Genomic DNA, 17,151 nt, shown 5'->3' on the forward strand with positions numbered 1-17,151 from the left:
AAGTGTAGCACACGTGACGTCGCTGAAGTCATGCTGCTAATATATTCGACGAGGCGCCGATACAGACTTCTCTTGCCTTGTCATGTGGCGCTCGAACTGGAGGGGACATGCGTAGCGGTACTGCTTTCACTCAGGGGCTCCGCCAGGCCGTCGACGACGGCCCGGCGTGGACGGTCGAGGCCGTCCGTCAGGTGCGATACCACGTCGTCAGCTCCGACGGCCTGTTCGTGCCCGGCAACACGGCGCTGCTGAACGGCTGCCCCGAAGTGCCGATGAGCCGGGGGGACCGGCGGCTCGTCGTCATCGACGAAAACGTCGACCTGCTCTACGGCGCCCTGGTGCGCGAGTACTTCGCCGCCCACGGGATCGAGGCGACCGTCGTGGCCCTGAGGGCCGACGAGACGGTCAAGCAGTGGGACGCCGTGTCCCGCGTCGTCGACGCGATGAACGCCTTCGGGATCGACCGCCGCCGCGAGCCGGTCATCGCCATCGGCGGCGGTGTGCTGACCGACATCGTCGGCTTCGCGGCCAGCCTCTACCGGCGCGGAACGCCCTACATCCGCATCCCGACGACACTGATCGGCCTCGTGGACGCCGGAGTCGGCGTCAAGACGGGCGTCAACTACGAGCGCGGCAAGAACCGGCTCGGCACGTACGCGCCGGCCACGGTCACCTTCCTGGACCGGTCGTTCCTGCGCAGCCTGCCGCTGAGGCACGTCAGCAACGGTCTCGCCGAGATCCTGAAGATGGCCCTGATCCGGTCGGAGGACCTGTTCACCCTCCTGGAGCCGCACGGCGCGGCCGTACGCGCCGACCGCCTCCAGGGGACGACCGGGGAACTGGCCACCGCCTCGAACGCGATCATCGCCGAGTCCATCCACCTCATGCTGGAGGAACTCCAGCCCAACCTCTGGGAGTCGACGCTGGAGCGCTGCGTCGACTACGGCCACACCTTCAGCCCGACCCTGGAGATGCACGCCCTGCCCGAGCTGCTGCACGGGGAGGCCGTCGTGATCGACATGGCGCTGACGACGGCCCTCGCGACCCTGCGCGGGGACATGACCGAAGCCCAGGCCGACCGCGTCCTCGCCGTGATCCGCTCGCTCGGCCTGCCCCTGTGGAACGACGTGCTGCACGACACCGGCCTGCTGGAGGAAGCCCTGCGGGACACGGTCCGCCACCGGGACGGCCAGCAGCGGCTGCCGCTGCCGGTGGGCATCGGACGGCACCGTTTCGTCAACGACGTCACCCCCGCCGAACTGCGCGACGCCGCGCGGCTGCTGTGGGAGAAGCACCGCTCCCCGGCCCACGCCGGCACGGCCGTCGCGCCCCTGCCCGAGAAGGTGAGCGCATGACCGCGCCGGTGCGGCCGCGGGCCGCCGACGCGGCGGTCGTGGTCGGCGGATCGACCGGCATCGGCCGGGGCGTCGCCGACGCATGGGCCGCCCAGGGCATCGAGACCCACGTCTTCAGCCGCAGCAGGCCGGCCGGCCCCGGCGCCGACCGTCTGGTGTGGCACCGGCTCGACTTCCGCGACGCCGACGGGGCCAAGGAGGCACTGCGGTCCGGCATGCCGGACCGGGTCGGCCTGGTCTGCTACTCGGCCGTCTACTTCACCGCCCGGCGCGAGCCGTTCACCGAGACCGACGAGAGCGACTGGCTGGACCAGTTCGCCGTCAACGTGCACGGCCTGGCCTCGACGCTGAGGACGACGCTGCCCCTGCTGCGCGCGACCGCTCCCGGACTGTTCCTGCACATCTCGTCCGAGGTCGTCTACAACGCCGGTCCGAACCGGTCGGGTTACGCCGCCTCCAAGGCCGCTGCCGGCTCGCTCGTCCGGTCGGTCTCCCAGGAGACCGACCCCCGCGAGGTGCGCTTCGTCCAGGCGCTCCCCGCGGGCATGGTCGACACCCCGGGCATCCGCGCCCGCCGGCCGCAGGACTTCGACTACAGCGGGTACATGGCCCCGGCCGCGTTCGCGCCGCTGGCCGCCGAGCTCGCCCGGACCCGCGGCGCGGCCGAACAGGGCGAGGCCCTGGTCGTACACCCCGACGGCAGCTGGACGTCCGTAGGCGACGGAACACCGGTGTCCCAGTCCCGCCCCCTGGCCGCCTCCCCCCGGTAGGAGATCCCCTTGCCACAGCTGTACACATCGGCGCTGCTGTTCGACATGGACGGCACGCTGGTCGATTCGACCGCGCTCGTCGAGTCCACCTGGGCCGGCTTCTGCGCACGGCACGCGCTGGACCTGGCGCACGTCCTGGCCTACGCGCACGGTCGTCCCACCCGGGAGACCGTCAACCGCTTCGTCCCCGATCCCGCATCGGCCGCCTCGGAGACCCGGCGACTCGTCGCGCACGAAGAGTCGCAGACCACGGGCATCACCGCGGTACCGGGCGCACCCGAGCTCCTCGCGGCCCTGCCGCCGGGCTCGTGGGCCGTCGTGACCTCGGCCGGGCGCAAGCTCGCCGAAGTCAGACTCGCCGCCGCCGGACTTCCGCTGCCCCGGGTCATGGTGACCGCGGACGACGTGGACCGGGGCAAACCCGACTCCGAAGGGTTCCTGCGGGCCGCTGCCGCACTGGGCGTCGACCCGGCCTCCACCCTCGTGTTCGAGGACTCCGACGCCGGTGTCCGCGCCGGACTGGGCAGCGGCGCGCGCACCGTCGTCATCGGCGCGCTGACCGACCACGACGACGTGGCCGAGCGGTACCCCGACTTCCGCGGCTTCCGGGTCGCCGGGCCGGACTCCGCCACCGGATCCGCGTCCGGATCCGCCTCCGTACCGGCGGACGGCGTCGTGCTGATCGTGCCCGAGCCCGTCGCAGGCCGTACGGGGGCCTTGCGGTGAGCGGTCCCGTCGGGCTCGGCACGCCGCCCGCCGCCGCTGCCCTGGCGGCGGACGTCGGCGGGACGTGGACGCGGCTGCGGGCCGGCGGAGCGGGGGCCCCCGTCGAACGCCTCCGCTCGCCCAGCAGGCTCAACCACCCCGACCGGTCCGTCGCCGAACTCCGGGAGGAGATGGCCGACCTGCTGTGCCGGGCGGCGCCCCCCGGCGCCCGCGCGGCCCTCTCCTTCGGGGCGGCCCTCGACCACCTCACCGGCACCGTCCACGGATCGGCGCCGCTGTGGGGAGCGGAGAGCGCACCGTACGACCTGCACGCCGACCTGCACCGCCGCCGTCCCGACGTCACCTGGAACCTGGTCAACGACGTCACCGCCGCCCTCGCGGACTTCGCCGCCGGCCACGCCCGTCCCGGCACCCGGCGCATCGGGTACCTGACCATCAGCAGCGGCATCGCACTGCGCATCGCCGACCTGCGGCGCAACCAGATCCCGGTCGACGACCGGGGCCTGCAGGGCGAGATCGGCCACCTCCCGGCCATGGTCACCGGCTTCGTCCCCGAGCGTTCGGGACTTCCGTGCGCCTGCGGAGCGCCCGACCACCTCGCCTCGATCGCCTCCGGGCCCGGCATCGCCCGTGTCGCCGCACGACTGGGTCTCGACGCCGGCCCCGGGCTCACGACGTGGCTCCCCGGGGCACTCGCGGCCCGGGACCCGGGGGCCCGGCGCCTGCTCGCACTGTGCGTCGAGCCCGTCGCCCACATGCTGCGCACCCTGTGGTGCCTCGACCCGCACCTCGACGTGCTGGGCCTGGGCGGGGGAGTGGTCGAGGGGCTCGGCACCCCCTACGCCGACGAGTTACGCCGACAGCTCCGTACCGCCACCTCCTACGCCGACCAGGGCCGGGACCCGGCGTGGCTCGCCGACCGGCTGGTGTTCTGCGGACCCGGCACCGTCGACGCGCTCCGCGGGGCGGAACGCATCGGCCACTGGCAGCCGGAGTTCGTGCAGTGAGCGCCCCGACCCACCGCGCGCTGCGGCGCCTGCCCGCGGACGCCGAGGGCCGCACTCTCGTCGAGGTGGCCGAGGTGGCCACCCCGCCGCTCGCCCCGGGCGACCTCCTGCTCGCCCCGGCCGTCGCCGGCATCTGCGGCACCGACTGGCAGATCCTGCGCGGGCTGCGCCCCGACGCGACCCCCGTCCTGGGCCACGAAGGCGTGGCACGCGTCGTGGAGCCGGGGGACTCCGGCCTTCCCGCCGGGGCACTGGTCACCGTCAACCCCACCCACCCCGACGACCCCTCGTTCCTGCTGGGCCACAACCTGCCGGGCCTGTGGGCCGAACGCACCCGCATCCCCGCGGCCGCCGTACGCGCGGGACTGGTCCTGCCGGTACCCGAGGGCGCGGACCGGCCCCGCGTGGCCGCACTGGCCGAGCCCCTGGCCTCGGTCCTGTACGGCCTGCGCACCGCCGTGGCCACGACCCGCCCCGCCGCCCTGGTGGTGTGGGGGGACGGGATCGTCGGACGGCTCGCCCGCGACGCCTGGCGGCGCGAACTCCCCGGGCTGCCCGTGCTCCTGGTCGGCCACGGCGCCGATGCGGTCCGCCCGCACGCCGCCGACCTGCCGCACCTGCTGGCCGCCCTGCCCTCGCCGGCCGCCGTCGTGATCGCCACGCCGCGCACCGGGACGCAGGAGGCACTCACCGCGGTGGACCGCCACGTACGGGGCACCCTGCTGGTCGACGTGCACGCGGGCCTGCCGGCCGGCCCCGTCGCCCTGACCGCGGGCGCCATCGACGTCGCCGCCCTGCGCGCGGACAACTGCGGCGGCACGCCCTGGCCGCCGCGGGTGCACCGCTTCGACCGCCCGGCCGGACCGTTGCTGCTGCACGGCCACCGCGGGGTGTCGGGGGAGCACCTGCGGCAAGCGGTCGGCCTCCTGCTGGCCCGGGGGGACGGAGCACCCCCGGGGGAGGGCGTCCTCACCCACGAGGTCGGCCTCGCGGACGCCGCCGACCTCATCAACTCGGTGCTGGCCTCGGCCGACCGGGTCGCCGGGGGACGGCGGGTGCTCAAGGCGGCCATCCGGATCGGCGGCCGCCCGTGACGGCCATGGCCCCGCCGACGGCCGCAGTCGCGGTCGCCGCACCGCAGTGGCGGATCGGCACGGACCGGGCCGGCGCCGCGCGCGCCGCCCTGGCGGCCGGAGCCGACCTGCTGCACCTCGACTTCGGCGGCGCCCACCGCGGGCCCCTGCTCGGCGACCCCGCCGAACTGCGCGCCGCAGAGGCCTTCGGCAAGGACATCCGGGTCGACGTGCTCGCGGTCAACCACATCAACGACATCGGACTGGCCGACGACCGCGGGAGGGCCCGCCCGCCCGCGCTCGCCGTACTGGAGCGGGCCCTGGACTGCGCGCTGCGCCTGGACGTGCGGGTGCTGCACGTCCCGGGCTTCCGGCGGAGCCTGCCGGCCACCGCCGGGCTGCGGGCCGGCACGGTCGATGCGCTGCGCACCCTGTGCGAACGCATCGCGGAGGCGGGTTCGGGGCCGGGGGCCGGTACGGGGCCGGGGCCGGGCATCACGCTCGCGTACGAATCGCCCCTCGGCGCCCGGGACTCGCTCGCCCTCGCCCGCGCGGTCGACCACCCGGCCCTGCGCCTGGTGCTGGACACCGGCAACCTCAAGGAGGCCGGGCACGATCCCCTCGCCTTCGCCCGCGCGGTCGCGGCGAGCGGGCTGCTGCTGCCGGACCTGCACGTGAAGGAACCCGCTCTCCCCGCCGGCGGTGCAGGCGCCGCTCCGGCACCGGCACCGGGCACCGCCTTCGACGACCTGTCCGAGCTGCTGCGGCACTGCACGGTCCGTTCCGTGCTCGTGGAGAACGACTACCGGAACGCGCCGGGCCGCCTGCGCGAGGACATCACGCTCTGCCGCACCGCGGTCGGGCCCACCCCTGACGAGGACCCCCGATGAAGGCCATTCGGCTCACCGCCCCCCACACGCTGTCGGTCGCCGAGGCCGATCCGCCCGTACCCGGCCCCGGGGAGGTGCTGGTCCGGGTGAGCCTGCTCGGCTTGTGCGGAACCGACCTCGGCTTCTACGACGGCACCAGCAACTACCTGCGCGACGGCCTGAAGAGCTACCCCTTCGTCCCCGGGCACGAGTGGATCGGCACCGTCGTCGGCCTCGGCCCCGGGGTGGACGGCGGCCTGGCCGGGCAGCGCGTCTCGGGGCACAACTTCCGTACCTGCGGCCGGTGCCCGCAGTGCCGCGCCGGCCGCATCCGGTACTGCCCCGACCGCAGCGAGATCGGCGTGCTCGGCGACCACCCAGGCGCCGGCTCCCAGTTGCTCACCGCGCCGGCGGACACCCTGACCCGGATACCCGACGGCCTTTCCGACGAGGCCGGAGCCCTGCTGGAGCCGACCGCCGCCGCGGTCCACGCACTCGACCGGCTCGACGTGACCTCCCGTGACCGCGTCGCGGTCCTCGGGGCGGGCACGCTCGGGCTGGCGGCGGCACAGGCCGCGCGGGCCATGGGCGCCGACCCCGTCGTCTTCGACCCGCAGCCCCCCGCCCGGGAACTGGCGGAGCACCTCGGCCTGCGGGCCTGCGCCGCCCCGGCCCGGCCGGACGAGGAGGCCTACGACGCGGTGATCGAGGCCTCCGGGAGCACGGCCGCGGTGCGCTCGGCCCTGCGCCTGGTCGCGTCCGGCGGGCGGGTGGCCCAGCTCGGGACGCCGCACCACGCCGTGGACGGTTTCGACGCCGCGGCCCTGGTGATCCGGGACGTCACGCTCCACGGTGTGCTGTCCGGCATCGGCTACTGGGACCGGCTCGTGGCCCTCGTGGAGTCAGGAGCCGTGGACCTGGACGCCCTCGTCGACCGGGTCTTCCCGCTCGACGAACTCGACGCCGCCTTCGCCCACTTGGCGAGCGACCGGCGCAGCCGTCCCAAGGTCCTGGTACGGATCGACCGGGACGCGCCGGGGACGCGCCGATGAGCGGTACGACGGCCCCGGGGACGGCCCCGGGGACAGCCCCGGGGATCGACGCGCCGACCGCGCTGCGGCTGGCGGTGCTCGCGGGGGCCGCGTTCGTGTACGTCACCTTCGAGGTCTTCCCGGTGGGACTCATCCGCGACATCGCCGGCGACCTCGACGTCACGGCCGCGCGGGTCGGGCTGCTCATCAGCGGATACGCCGTGGTCGCCGCCCTCGTCACCGTGCCGACCGTCGCGCTCGCCGCGCGCGTCCCGCGCCGCACGGCGCTGGTGGTCTCCCTCGGCGTCCTGGTCGTCGCCGAGGTGCTGGCCGCCGCCTCGACCGGGTTCGCCATGATGGCCGTCAGCCGGGTCGCCGCCGCGCTCACGCACGGGGTGCTGTGGTCGCTGATCGCTCCGGCGGCCGCGGCCCTGGTGCCCCGTGAACACGTGGGAACCGCCACCGCCGCGGTGTTCGGCGGTGCGTCGCTCGCGGCGATCGTGGGCAGTCCCGGTACGACCCTGATCGGGGAGCTCATCGGCTGGCGGGCCACGGCCCTGGTGCTGGCGGCCGCGACCGTAGCGGTGACGTACGCGCTCCTCTGGGCGCTGCGGCCGCGCGGGACCGGCCCGGCCGCGCGCGAGGACGGAGCCGGAGCCGGCCGGGCGGCGGGGGAGCGCATCGACTGGCCCGCGGTCCTGACGCTGTGCGGCGTCGCGGTCGTGCTCGTCACCGCGCACTTCCTCAGCTACACCTACTTCGCCGTCATCGTCACCGAGGTGACCGGGACGCCGGGCTCGGTCGTCGCGCTCCTCGCGGTCTTCGGGCTCGCGGGGGCCGCCGGCACCTACCTCATCGGCCGCCACAACGACCGGGCCCCGCAGCGCGCGGCGACCGTGACGATGGCGGCGTTCGCTGCGGGCGCCGGCCTCCTTGCCCTCGCGTTCGTGCCGGCCCCGCGGGTGGTGCAGTACACCGTGGCGGGCATCGCCGTCGCCGTGTGGGGCGGGGCGTTCGCCGCCGCCGGTCCGGTCTTCCAGACGGCGGTCATGCGCCTTGCGGCCGGGGACGCCGACCGGGCCTCCTCCGTGTACGTCACCGGCTTCCAGGTCGGGATCGCCGGCGGATCCGCGCTGGGCGCCGCCCTTCTCGGCCGCTCGGCCATCTGGTTGCCGGTGGCCTCGGTCGTGCTCGGGGTGGTGGTGCTGGCCGTCGTCCTCGTACGTCGACCGGTACCGGCGCTCTCCTAGTGCCCAATGTGCTTGTATATTAGCCAAGTCGCTACTAGAGTCATCTCGAGGCTTTGAAAACGGCTCGTGTAGCGCCGACCTCGCGAGGAGTCCTCCGGATCCCTCGATTCCCCGGATCCCCGGGATCCGCCGGGCTCCCGGGATTTCCCCGGCTCCCCGGCTCCGTGCCGCCCCCGCGGCCTGAACTCCCGGACTCCCCGGCCCCGTCCACCGCCGCCCGCTGCTCACGAGAGGCAATCCATGCGGTCCCGTATGGCTGTATTGATCCTGGCCATCTTCTGCGTCGGCACCGCCGAACTCGCGCCGAGCGGAATGCTGGGCGACCTGGCCGGAGACCTTTCGGTGACCATCCCCACCGCCGGCCTGCTCGTCACGGTCTACGCCCTGACCGTGGTGGTCGGCGGGCCGATCGTCACCGCCGTCTCCACCCGCATCCGCCGCAAGTACCTGCTCGTGGCGCTGCTCCTGGTCTCGGTCGCGGGCAACGTCGTCTCCAGCCTCGCGCCCACCTTCGGCCTCCTGGTGGTCGGCCGCATGCTGACCGCCGTCATCCACGGCACGTTCCTCGCCGTCTGCGTCGTCACCGCCGGCAGCATGGCCGCCGAAGGACGCGAAGGCTCCGCGGTCGCCGCCACCCAACTGGGCGTCAACCTGGCCACGGTGCTCGGAGTCCCCCTCGGCACCCTGGTGGCACAGCAGCTGAACTGGCGCGCCACCTTCGCCGGCGTCGCCGTGCTCGCCCTGCTCGCCGCCGCCCTGATCCTGCTGGTCATCCCGGACGACGGCCGAACGGCCGGCAGTTCGGCCGCACACGAGCTGAAGGTGTTCAAGGACTGGCAGGTGATCGGCACCGTCCTGGCCACCGTCCTGTGCTCGGGCGGCATGTTCACGCTGATCACCTACATGGTGCCGCTGCTCACCGAGGTCGGGCACTTCCCCGCGGCCTGGGCCCCCGCCGTGCTCGTCGCCTACGGCCTGGGGTCGATCGCCGGCAACACCATCGGCGGCAGGGCCGCCGACCGGTCCGCCGACACCGCCGTCTTCCGCCAGTCCTGGACCCTGGCCGGCGTCTGCGTCCTGTACTGGTTCGCCGCACCGTCGGCGATCGGCGCGGCCGCCTTCCTGATCCTGTTCTCCGTGGCGACCTTCGCCCTGATTCCCGGACTCCAGGCCAAGGTCCTCTCCGCGGCGGCGGACGCGCCGACCCTGTCCCTCACCGTCAACATGTCCGCGTTCGGCCTCGGCGCCGCCCTCGGCTCGTGGGCCGGCGGCCAGCTCATCGACCAGGGCCTGGGAACCCGCGCGGTGACGGTCGGCGCCGCGGCGTTCACCGCCCTCGGCGCGCTGCTGCTCACCCAGACCGTGCGCGCCGCCCGCCGCCGCCCGAAGGAACTCGCCACCGAGGCCGCCACCGCCGCGCCGACCGCCTGAACCGCGCCCACCGAACGAGAGAGCCAGCCAGCCCATGCCCAGCAGCCTCGCGTCACCCGCCAGACCCAAGCTCCCCTCGCTGACGGGACTGCGGTTCGTAGCCGCCGCACTGGTCTTCTTCTTCCACGCGTCCCTGATCTTCATATCGATGAACCCGTTCGCCGACGAGGACGTCGCCGACGGCTTCCGCTGGCTGTTCAGCAAGGCCGGCTGGCTGGGCGTGTCGTTCTTCTTCGTCCTCAGCGGGTTCGTGCTGACCTGGTCGGCCAAGCCCCGTGACACGATCACCGGGTTCTGGCGCCGGCGCCTGGTGAAGGTCTTCCCCAACCACATCGCCACCTGGGCGCTGACCATCGTGCTGTTCGCCGGCACGGCGGTCCCCCTGAAGGTCTGGCTGCCGAACCTCTTCCTGATCCAGTCGTGGTTCCCCGACCCGGCCGTCCACATGGGCCTCAACACCCCGTCCTGGTCGCTCTGCTCGGAGCTGCTCTTCTACCTGCTGTTCCCGTTCCTGATCCGGCCCGTGCTGCGGATCAAGGAGGGTGCGCTGTGGGCCTGGGCGGCCGCGATGGTCGCCTGCATGGTGGCCGTGCAGCTGATCACCGACTTCCTGGCGCCGAGCAGCCCGCCCGCACCGGGCACCGATGTGACGGTCTGGCAGTTCTGGTTCGGCTACAACTTCCCGCCGGTGCGGATGTTCGAGTTCGTGCTCGGCATGATCCTCGCCCGGCTCGTGCTGGCGCGGGCCTTCCCCCGGATCCGGATCGTCCCGGCGGCGCTGCTGTGCCTGGCCGGCTACGCCGTGGCCCTGGAAGTGCCGTTCCTGTACGGGCTGAACATCGCGACGATCGTCCCGGTCTCGCTGCTGATCTGTGCCGTGGCCCGGGCCGATGTGGACGGCGCCCCGACGGTGCTGCGCGGCCGCACGATGCAGTGGCTCGGCGAAGTCTCCTTCGGCTTCTACCTCGCCCAGCAGATCGTGCTCTCCTTCACGCGCACGACGCTGATGGACCACCGGACCTACGCCACCCCCACCGGCATCGCCGTCGTGGCCGCCGAGTTCGCCGGGGCGCTCGCCCTCGGCCGGCTGCTCCTGGTCTGCGTGGAACGGCCCGCCATGCGCCGCTGGGCCCGTTCCCGCGACCGGCGGACCGCGGTTGCCGACGAGTCCCCGTCGCAGCGCCGGCTGACCCACGTCTCCTGAAAGGGCCCTCCACCCATGACCGCACCGTCTGCGAACACCACCAGCGCGGCCCCCGAGCGCTCCGGATCCAAGCTCCCCTCGCTCACCGGACTGCGGTTCATCGCCGCCGCACTGGTCTTCTTCTTCCACGCGACGTTCAGCGATCCGCCCATGAACCCCTTCGCCGACCAGGGCTGGGAGGAGGGCTTCCGCTGGCTGTTCAGCAAGGCCGGCTGGATGGGCGTCTCGTTCTTCTTCGTCCTCAGCGGATTCGTGCTGACCTGGTCGGCCAAGCCCCGCGACACGATCACCGGGTTCTGGCGCCGACGACTGCTGAAGATCTTCCCCAACCACGTGGTGATGTGGGCGCTCGCCATGGTGCTGTTCGCCGGTGCCGTGACGCCGGTGTCCGCGTGGCTGCCGAACCTCTTCCTGATCCACTCCTGGTTCCCGCAGCACGCGACCTTCATCAGCGTGAACCCGCCCAGCTGGTCCCTCTGCTCGGAGCTGCTCTTCTACCTGCTGTTCCCGTTCCTGATCCGGCCCGTGCTGCGGATCAAGGAGGGTGCGCTGTGGGCCTGGGCCGCCGCGATGGTCGCCTGCATGGTGGCCGTCCAGCTGATCACCGACTTCCTCATGCCGCAGCACCCGCCCACCCCCGAGGGGTTCGGCATCTCCCTGTGGGAGTTCTGGTTCGGCTACAACTTCCCGCCGGTGCGGATGTTCGAGTTCGTGCTCGGCATGATCCTCGCCCGGCTCGTGCTGGCGGGGGCCTTCCCCCGGATCGGGATCGTCCCGGCGGCGCTGCTGTGCCTGGCCGGCTACGCCGTGGCCCTGGAAGTGCCGTTCCTGTACGGGCTCAACGTCGCGACCATCATCCCCGTGTCCGTGCTGATCTGCGCGGTGGCCCGGGCCGATGTGGACGGTGCCCCGACGGTGCTGCGCGGCCGCACGATGCAGTGGCTCGGCGAAGTCTCCTTCGGCTTCTACCTCGCCCAGTACGTGGTCATGTACTTCGGCCGCACCGCGCTGATGGACGAGAAGCTCTTCGCGCCGCTGCCCGGCGTCCTCGTCCTCATCGGCTTCTTCCTCGCCACCCTGCTCGTCGGTTGGCTGCTCCTGGTGTGCGTGGAACGCCCCGTCATGCGGCGGTGGGCACGTCCGCGTCCCCGGCCGTCGGACCTGCCCGGCACACCCCGTGAGGAGCAGCGGCCGGAGCCGGCCCTGCGCTGAACCCCCCGCGCCTGCCTCCCCTCTTCCACCTCCCCGTCTTTCAACTCTCCGTCTTTCAGCCCCTTTGTCCACTCCACACCCTGAGGAGCCCCCGTGCCCACGATCGACGTCAATGGCACCCCCGTCCAGTACACCGCGGAGGGCACCGGCCCCGGCCTGCTGTTCGTACACGGCACGGGCGGTCACGGCGAAGCCCAGTTCGGCCACATCCGCGAGCAGTTCAGCGACCGCTACACCGTGATCACCCCCGACTGCTCGGGCAGCGGCCTGACCCCGCTGCACGCGGACGAGCTCAGCCTGGACGAACTGGTGGAGCAGGCGATCGGCGCGGCCCGCGCGGTCACCGACGAGCCGTTCGACATCGTCGGCTTCTCCCTGGGCGCCGTCGTCGCGGCCGCCGCCGCGGCCAAGCACCCCGAACTCGTCCGCCGCCTCGTCGTCATCAACGGCTGGGCCCGCAACGACGACCCGCGCCAGCAGCTGGCCACCGACCTCTGGCGGCGGCTCCCGGCCCTCGACGAGGAGGCCTTCGCCGCGTACAGCGCGCTGCTGATCTTCTCGCCCCCCTTCCTCGCCGGCTTCGGCAGCGAGGGCGTCAAGGCCACCGTCGCCGGGATCAAGGCCGAGGCGTGGACCCTGCAGCAGATCGAGCTCGACCACCGGGTCGACATCAGCGACCGGCTCCCCGCCATCACCGCACCCACCCTGGTCATCGGCTCCACCCGGGACGTACTGATCCCCGTCGAGCACTCGCGCGAGATCCACGCGGCCGTGGCGGGCAGCGAGTACGCCGAACTGGAGAGCGGCCACATGGTCATCTTCGAGAAGACGGCCGAACTCGTCGCCCTGCTCGGCGGATTCCTCGACCGGGACTGAACCCCGCAGCACGCCTGCGCGACGCCGGAGCGGGTACCGCCAGCCCGCCCGCTCCGGCCGGCCGCACGGCCCCGCCCACCTCCCGCCTTCCTCCGGAGAGACACCTTGTCCACGACCGCGGAACCTGCCGCGATACCGACGGAGCGCGCCACCGAGCCCCACCGGGCCGTGCACGGCCGGCTCCCCTCCCTGACCGGCCTGCGGTTCTTCGCTGCCCTGCTGGTGTTCGGCTACCACTCCTCACTCGCACTCCCCGCCCTGAACCCGTTCGCCTCCACGGACGTCGCCGACGGGTACCGGTGGCTCTTCAGCAACGCGGGCTGGGCCGGCGTGAGCTTCTTCTTCATCCTCAGCGGATTCGTCCTGACCTGGTCGGCGCGGTCGGACGACCCCGCCCGGCACTTCTGGCGCCGGCGGTTCTTCAAGATCTACCCGAACCACCTCGTCACCTGGGTGCTCGCCCTGGCCCTGCTCGCCGGAGCCACCACCCAGTGGTGGCAGGCCGTGCCCAACTTGTTCCTCGTCCACGCCTGGGTCCCGGAATTCTCCGTGTTCCTCGGCGTGAACCCGCCCAGCTGGTCACTGGCCTGCGAGCTCTTCTTCTACCTCTGCTTCCCGCTGTTCCTGCGCCGGATCAAGCGGATCCCGCCGGACCACCTGTGGCGCTGGGCCGCCGGGACCGCCGCCGCGGTGATCGCCGTCCCCACCCTCGCCTACCTGGTGCTGCCGGGGAACCCGCCCATGCCCGAGGGCTCACCTGCCTCCGTCTGGCAGTACTGGAGCGTGTACATGCTCCCGCCGGTGCGCGCCCTGGACTTCGTCCTCGGGATGCTGATGGCGCGCATCGTCGTCACCGGCCGCAGGTTCGGCGTGCGGCCGCTGCCCGCCGCGCTCGCCTGCGTGGCGGCCTACGCCCTGTCCCTCCACGTCCCGTGGCTGTACGCCCTCGACGCGGTCTTCGTCATCCCGATGGCCCTGCTGATCCCGGCGGTCGCCCTCAAGGACGTCTCGGGCCGCCCCTCGGTGCTGCGCAGCCGGCCACTGGTCTGGCTCGGCGAAGTCTCCTTCGCCTTCTACATGGTCCATCTCATCCTCCTCAACGTCGTACGTGAACTGATCGGCCCCGAGAAGTTCTTCGGCACCGCCGCCGGCATCGGCGTGCTGGTCCTCGAAGCACTGGCGACCCTCGTCGTGGCATGGCTGCTCTACGTGGCAGTGGAAAAGCCCGCGATGCGCCACCTGGGGCGGACCCGAAAGGCAGCCACCGCATGAAAGCCGTCGTCATCAACAGCCACGGATCCCCGGACGTCCTCGCCGTCGCCGAGACGCAGACGCCGCAGCCGGGTCCCGGCGACATCCTCGTCCGGGTGGCCGCCGCCGCGGTGAACCCCGTGGACCTCGCCGTACGCCGGGGCGACATCCCCTCGCCGGTCCTGCCCGCCGTCGTCGGCTGGGACGTCTCCGGCACCGTCGTCGCGGTCGGCCCCGGCAGCACCCGCTTCGCGGAGGGCGACCGCATCGTCGCCCTGCGCTCCCCGCTGGGCGACGGAGCCGGAGTGACCGCCGAGTACATCGCCCTGGCCGAGGCGCTCGCCGTGCCCGCACCGGCGAACGTCGCGCTGGAGCACGCCGCGGCCCTCCCGCTGGCCGCCCTCACCGCGGAGCAGGCACTGGACCGGCTGGGCCCGGAGTTCTCCGGCCGCCTCCTGGTGAGCGGCGCCGCGGGCGCGGTGGGCGGCTTCGCCGTCCAGCTGGCGGCCCTGCGCGGATGGCGGCCGGCCGGCCTCGCCCGCGCGGGCGACGCCCGTACCGTGGCCGAACTGGGGGCCTGCGAGGTCTTCTCGGACACCGACGCCCTGCCCGCCGGCGCCTACGACGTGGTCATCGACGCCGCCGGCCGGCCGGAGACGATCGCGGCGGTGCGCGACGGAGGCCGCTTCCTGTCGCTGACCCCCTTCGCCGTCCCGGAGCCCGAGCGCTCCGTCGGCGTGGACGTCTACGGCGTACGGATCGACGCACCCATGCTCGACGCGCTGGCGCGACGGGTGGAGGAAGGGCAGCTGACGTTGCGGATCTCCGAGGTCCTGCCGTTCGAGGACGCGGCCCGCGCGCACGCCCTCCTCGAAGCCGGCGGCACCCGCGGCAAGATCCTGCTGACCCCCGGCAGCTGACCGGCCGCGCCTGCGCGGGGACGACCGTCAACCGGTCGTCCCCGCAGGCATTTTCCGGCCGGAGGGGCGCACATTCCGTGGCCTGATCTGGAACCCGCCGTCCCGACCGGCCCTCTTCGCAGAGGATCCGGGTAATCCGCCCGGTTTCCAGATCCGGGAGGGGAGCCGACGTGGCGTCCGTGGGAGAGAGACTCAGCAGAGCGCGGGAGCGTGCCTTCATCGGAAGGGAGGAGGAGGTCGGCCGCTTCGCGGCAGCGCTGGCCGGAGACCCGCAGGCACCCTTCGCGTTCTACCTCTACGGCCCCGGCGGCATCGGGAAATCGTCGCTGGTGCGGTGCCTGGCGGACGAGGCCCGTGCGGCGGGCCGGCTGCTCCTGGAACTGGACGGCCGCTTCGTCAGCCGGGACCCGGCCGACTTCGAGCGTGCGGCCGCCCCCCTCCTGGAAGTGGCCGGCACCGTCCTGTTCGTGGACTCCTTCGAGCACTGCCAGGGGCTGGAGAGCTGGCTGTGGCAGCGTTTCCTGCCCCGCGCCGCGGACGACACCCTGGTGGTCCTGGCCGGCCGGATCCCGCCCCACGTCCAGTGGACCGCGGACTCCGCCTGGACCGGGCTCCTGCACGTCGGCGAGCTGGAGCCCTTCTCCGACGGGCAGGCCCGGAGCCTGCTGGCCGCGGCACGCATCCCGTCCGAACTGGAGGAGCACATCCTGCACTTCGCCGGGGGCAACCCGCTGGCCCTCTCCCTCGCGGCAGCAGCCGGGTCCGCCGGCTGGAGCGGCGAGGAGATGCGGGCGCCCTCGGCGGACATCCTGCGCACCCTGATGGCGGGCCTGATCGGGGAAGTGCCGACGACGGCGCACCGGCGCGCCCTGGAGGTGGTGGCCCAGGCGCATTCGACGTCCGAGGAACTGCTCGCCGCGGTCCTGCCCGAGGAGGACACCCACCGGCTGTTCGGCTGGCTGAGGGAGCTGCCGTTCGTGGAGTCCACCCCCCGGGGCCTCTACCCGCACGACGCCGCGCGCGAGACCCTGGCCGCGGACCTGCGCTGGCGCGCCCCCAACGCCTTCATGGCGATGCGTCAGCGGCTGGCCGAGGAGTACCTGCGCCTGCTGCGCGAGGGCGTCGACGAGCGGGTCAGCGTCATACCCGACGAACTGTTCTACCTCTTCCGCGAGTTGGAGAGCCCCGCCCGGCGCGGCGCGTCGACCCGCGAGGAGGAGGTGCACGAACGCGTCCTGCAGCCCGACGACATCGATGTCGTGCTGCGCATGGCCGAGGAGGCCGAGGGGCACGCCTCCGCGGAACTCGTGCGCTACTGGCTGGAGCGCCAGCCGCAGGCGTTCAGCGTTTTCCGGTCGGTGAGCACCGGCGAGCCCGTCGCGTTCACGACCCGCCTCCAGCTGCCCGCCCCTCCCGATCCCCAGGACCTCGCCACCGACCCCGTCGTCGCGGCCGCCTGGGAGTACACGGAGGCCACCGCCCCCGTGCGGCCCGGGGAACACATCGGCATGAGCCGGTTCTCGATCTACCCCGCCCGCTACCAGGTCCCCTCCGTCGTCATCGACCTGAGCAACTCCCGGGCCCAGGCGGAGGCCGCCCGCGGCCGGGGCCGCGCCCACGGCTTCGTCGTCTACCGGGACGCCGAGGCCTGGGCGCAGCGGCTCAAGGGCGTCATGCACGACACCGGTGTACGGGCACGGGTCAGCGAGCACACGTACGGGCTGTTCTGCATCGACTGGCGGCAGGTGCCGGTCGAGGCGTGGATCCGCCACATCATCACCCGGACCGAGGTGCCGGCCCCCTCCGGTCCCTCGGGCTTCTCACGCACCGCGTTCGACCAGGCCGTCCGCGAGGCGCTGGCGCACTGGCGCGACTCCCGCGCCTTCGCCGCCTGCGCCCTGAGCCGGGCGCGGCTCGCTGCCGACCTCGCCGATCCGGTCGGCGAACTGCGCGCCCTGCTGCGCCAGGCCGTCGACGACCTCGCCGGCGACCCGCGCGGCGTCCGCGCCCGCGAGGCCCTGACGGCCGGCTACTTCTCCGGAGCCCCCACCCAGGAAGCCGCCGCCCGCCGCCTGGGCCTGCCGTACGGGACCTACCGGCGACACGTCCGCCAGGGCCTGGACCTGCTCTGCGAGGCGCTGTGGCACCGGGAGCTGCACGGCAGCCCGCAATAACG

General features: G+C 73.3%; 15 protein-coding genes. All 15 read left to right on the top strand.

Going from position 1 to position 17,151, the window contains the following annotated elements:
- The first annotated feature begins 107 nt into the window (after positions 1–107).
- The 15 genes from ACFXA3_RS03845 (at position 108) to ACFXA3_RS03915 (ending at position 17,149) form a co-directional block, all read left to right on the top strand.
- Positions 108–1,355, top strand: a complete 1,248-nt coding sequence (locus ACFXA3_RS03845; protein ID WP_385181463.1) for a sedoheptulose 7-phosphate cyclase — start codon at positions 108–110, stop codon at positions 1,353–1,355.
- A complete protein-coding gene (locus tag ACFXA3_RS03850; RefSeq protein WP_385181466.1) occupies positions 1,352–2,125 on the top strand; it encodes an SDR family NAD(P)-dependent oxidoreductase in 774 nt (257 codons plus the stop codon). Before ACFXA3_RS03845 ends, ACFXA3_RS03850 begins: the two co-directional genes overlap by 4 nt.
- Before the next feature lie 9 nt (positions 2,126–2,134).
- Complete coding sequence (locus ACFXA3_RS03855; protein WP_385181468.1) at positions 2,135–2,851, top strand: HAD-IA family hydrolase; 717 nt, start codon at positions 2,135–2,137, stop codon at positions 2,849–2,851.
- Positions 2,848–3,858, top strand: coding sequence for an ROK family protein (locus ACFXA3_RS03860; RefSeq protein ID WP_385181471.1), 1,011 nt, complete (start codon positions 2,848–2,850; stop codon positions 3,856–3,858). Before ACFXA3_RS03855 ends, ACFXA3_RS03860 begins: the two co-directional genes overlap by 4 nt.
- Complete coding sequence (locus ACFXA3_RS03865; RefSeq protein ID WP_385181474.1) at positions 3,855–4,952, top strand: alcohol dehydrogenase catalytic domain-containing protein; 1,098 nt, start codon at positions 3,855–3,857, stop codon at positions 4,950–4,952. The genes ACFXA3_RS03860 and ACFXA3_RS03865 overlap by 4 nt, the downstream gene beginning before the upstream one ends.
- A gap of 5 nt (positions 4,953–4,957) precedes the next feature.
- Positions 4,958–5,821 (top strand): sugar phosphate isomerase/epimerase family protein, encoded by an 864-nt coding sequence (locus ACFXA3_RS03870; RefSeq protein WP_385181476.1) that lies wholly within the window; start codon positions 4,958–4,960, stop codon positions 5,819–5,821.
- A complete protein-coding gene (locus ACFXA3_RS03875; protein WP_385181478.1) occupies positions 5,818–6,852 on the top strand; it encodes a zinc-binding dehydrogenase in 1,035 nt (344 codons plus the stop codon). The genes ACFXA3_RS03870 and ACFXA3_RS03875 overlap by 4 nt, the downstream gene beginning before the upstream one ends.
- Positions 6,849–8,081: an MFS transporter gene (locus tag ACFXA3_RS03880; protein ID WP_385181481.1), complete on the top strand. Its 1,233-nt coding sequence runs from the start codon at positions 6,849–6,851 to the stop codon at positions 8,079–8,081. The genes ACFXA3_RS03875 and ACFXA3_RS03880 overlap by 4 nt, the downstream gene beginning before the upstream one ends.
- Positions 8,082–8,333: 252 nt before the next feature.
- Positions 8,334–9,512 (top strand): MFS transporter, encoded by a 1,179-nt coding sequence (locus ACFXA3_RS03885; RefSeq protein ID WP_385181484.1) that lies wholly within the window; start codon positions 8,334–8,336, stop codon positions 9,510–9,512.
- Positions 9,513–9,546: 34 nt separating this feature from the next.
- Entirely contained in the window at positions 9,547–10,716 is a 1,170-nt protein-coding gene (locus ACFXA3_RS03890) for an acyltransferase family protein (RefSeq protein ID WP_385181487.1), read from the top strand.
- A 15-nt stretch (positions 10,717–10,731) separates the two neighbouring features.
- The gene (locus tag ACFXA3_RS03895) at positions 10,732–11,928 is read left to right on the top strand and encodes an acyltransferase family protein (protein ID WP_385181489.1); all 1,197 of its coding nucleotides are present in this window, start codon (positions 10,732–10,734) and stop codon (positions 11,926–11,928) included.
- A gap of 93 nt (positions 11,929–12,021) precedes the next feature.
- Positions 12,022–12,804 carry an alpha/beta fold hydrolase gene (locus ACFXA3_RS03900; protein ID WP_385181492.1) on the top strand — a complete coding sequence of 261 codons (783 nt, stop codon included), beginning with the start codon at positions 12,022–12,024 and terminating at the stop codon, positions 12,802–12,804.
- Between the two features lie 105 nt (positions 12,805–12,909).
- The gene (locus ACFXA3_RS03905; protein WP_385181495.1) at positions 12,910–14,076 is read left to right on the top strand and encodes an acyltransferase family protein; all 1,167 of its coding nucleotides are present in this window, start codon (positions 12,910–12,912) and stop codon (positions 14,074–14,076) included.
- Positions 14,073–14,975 (top strand): NADP-dependent oxidoreductase, encoded by a 903-nt coding sequence (locus tag ACFXA3_RS03910; protein WP_385181498.1) that lies wholly within the window; start codon positions 14,073–14,075, stop codon positions 14,973–14,975. The genes ACFXA3_RS03905 and ACFXA3_RS03910 overlap by 4 nt, the downstream gene beginning before the upstream one ends.
- A 179-nt stretch (positions 14,976–15,154) precedes the next feature.
- Positions 15,155–17,149: an ATP-binding protein gene (locus ACFXA3_RS03915; protein WP_385181501.1), complete on the top strand. Its 1,995-nt coding sequence runs from the start codon at positions 15,155–15,157 to the stop codon at positions 17,147–17,149.
- Positions 17,150–17,151 lie beyond the last annotated feature (2 nt).

The organism is Streptomyces sp. NPDC059456, assembly GCF_042750055.1.
Classification (GTDB): Bacteria; Actinomycetota; Actinomycetes; order Streptomycetales; family Streptomycetaceae; genus Streptomyces.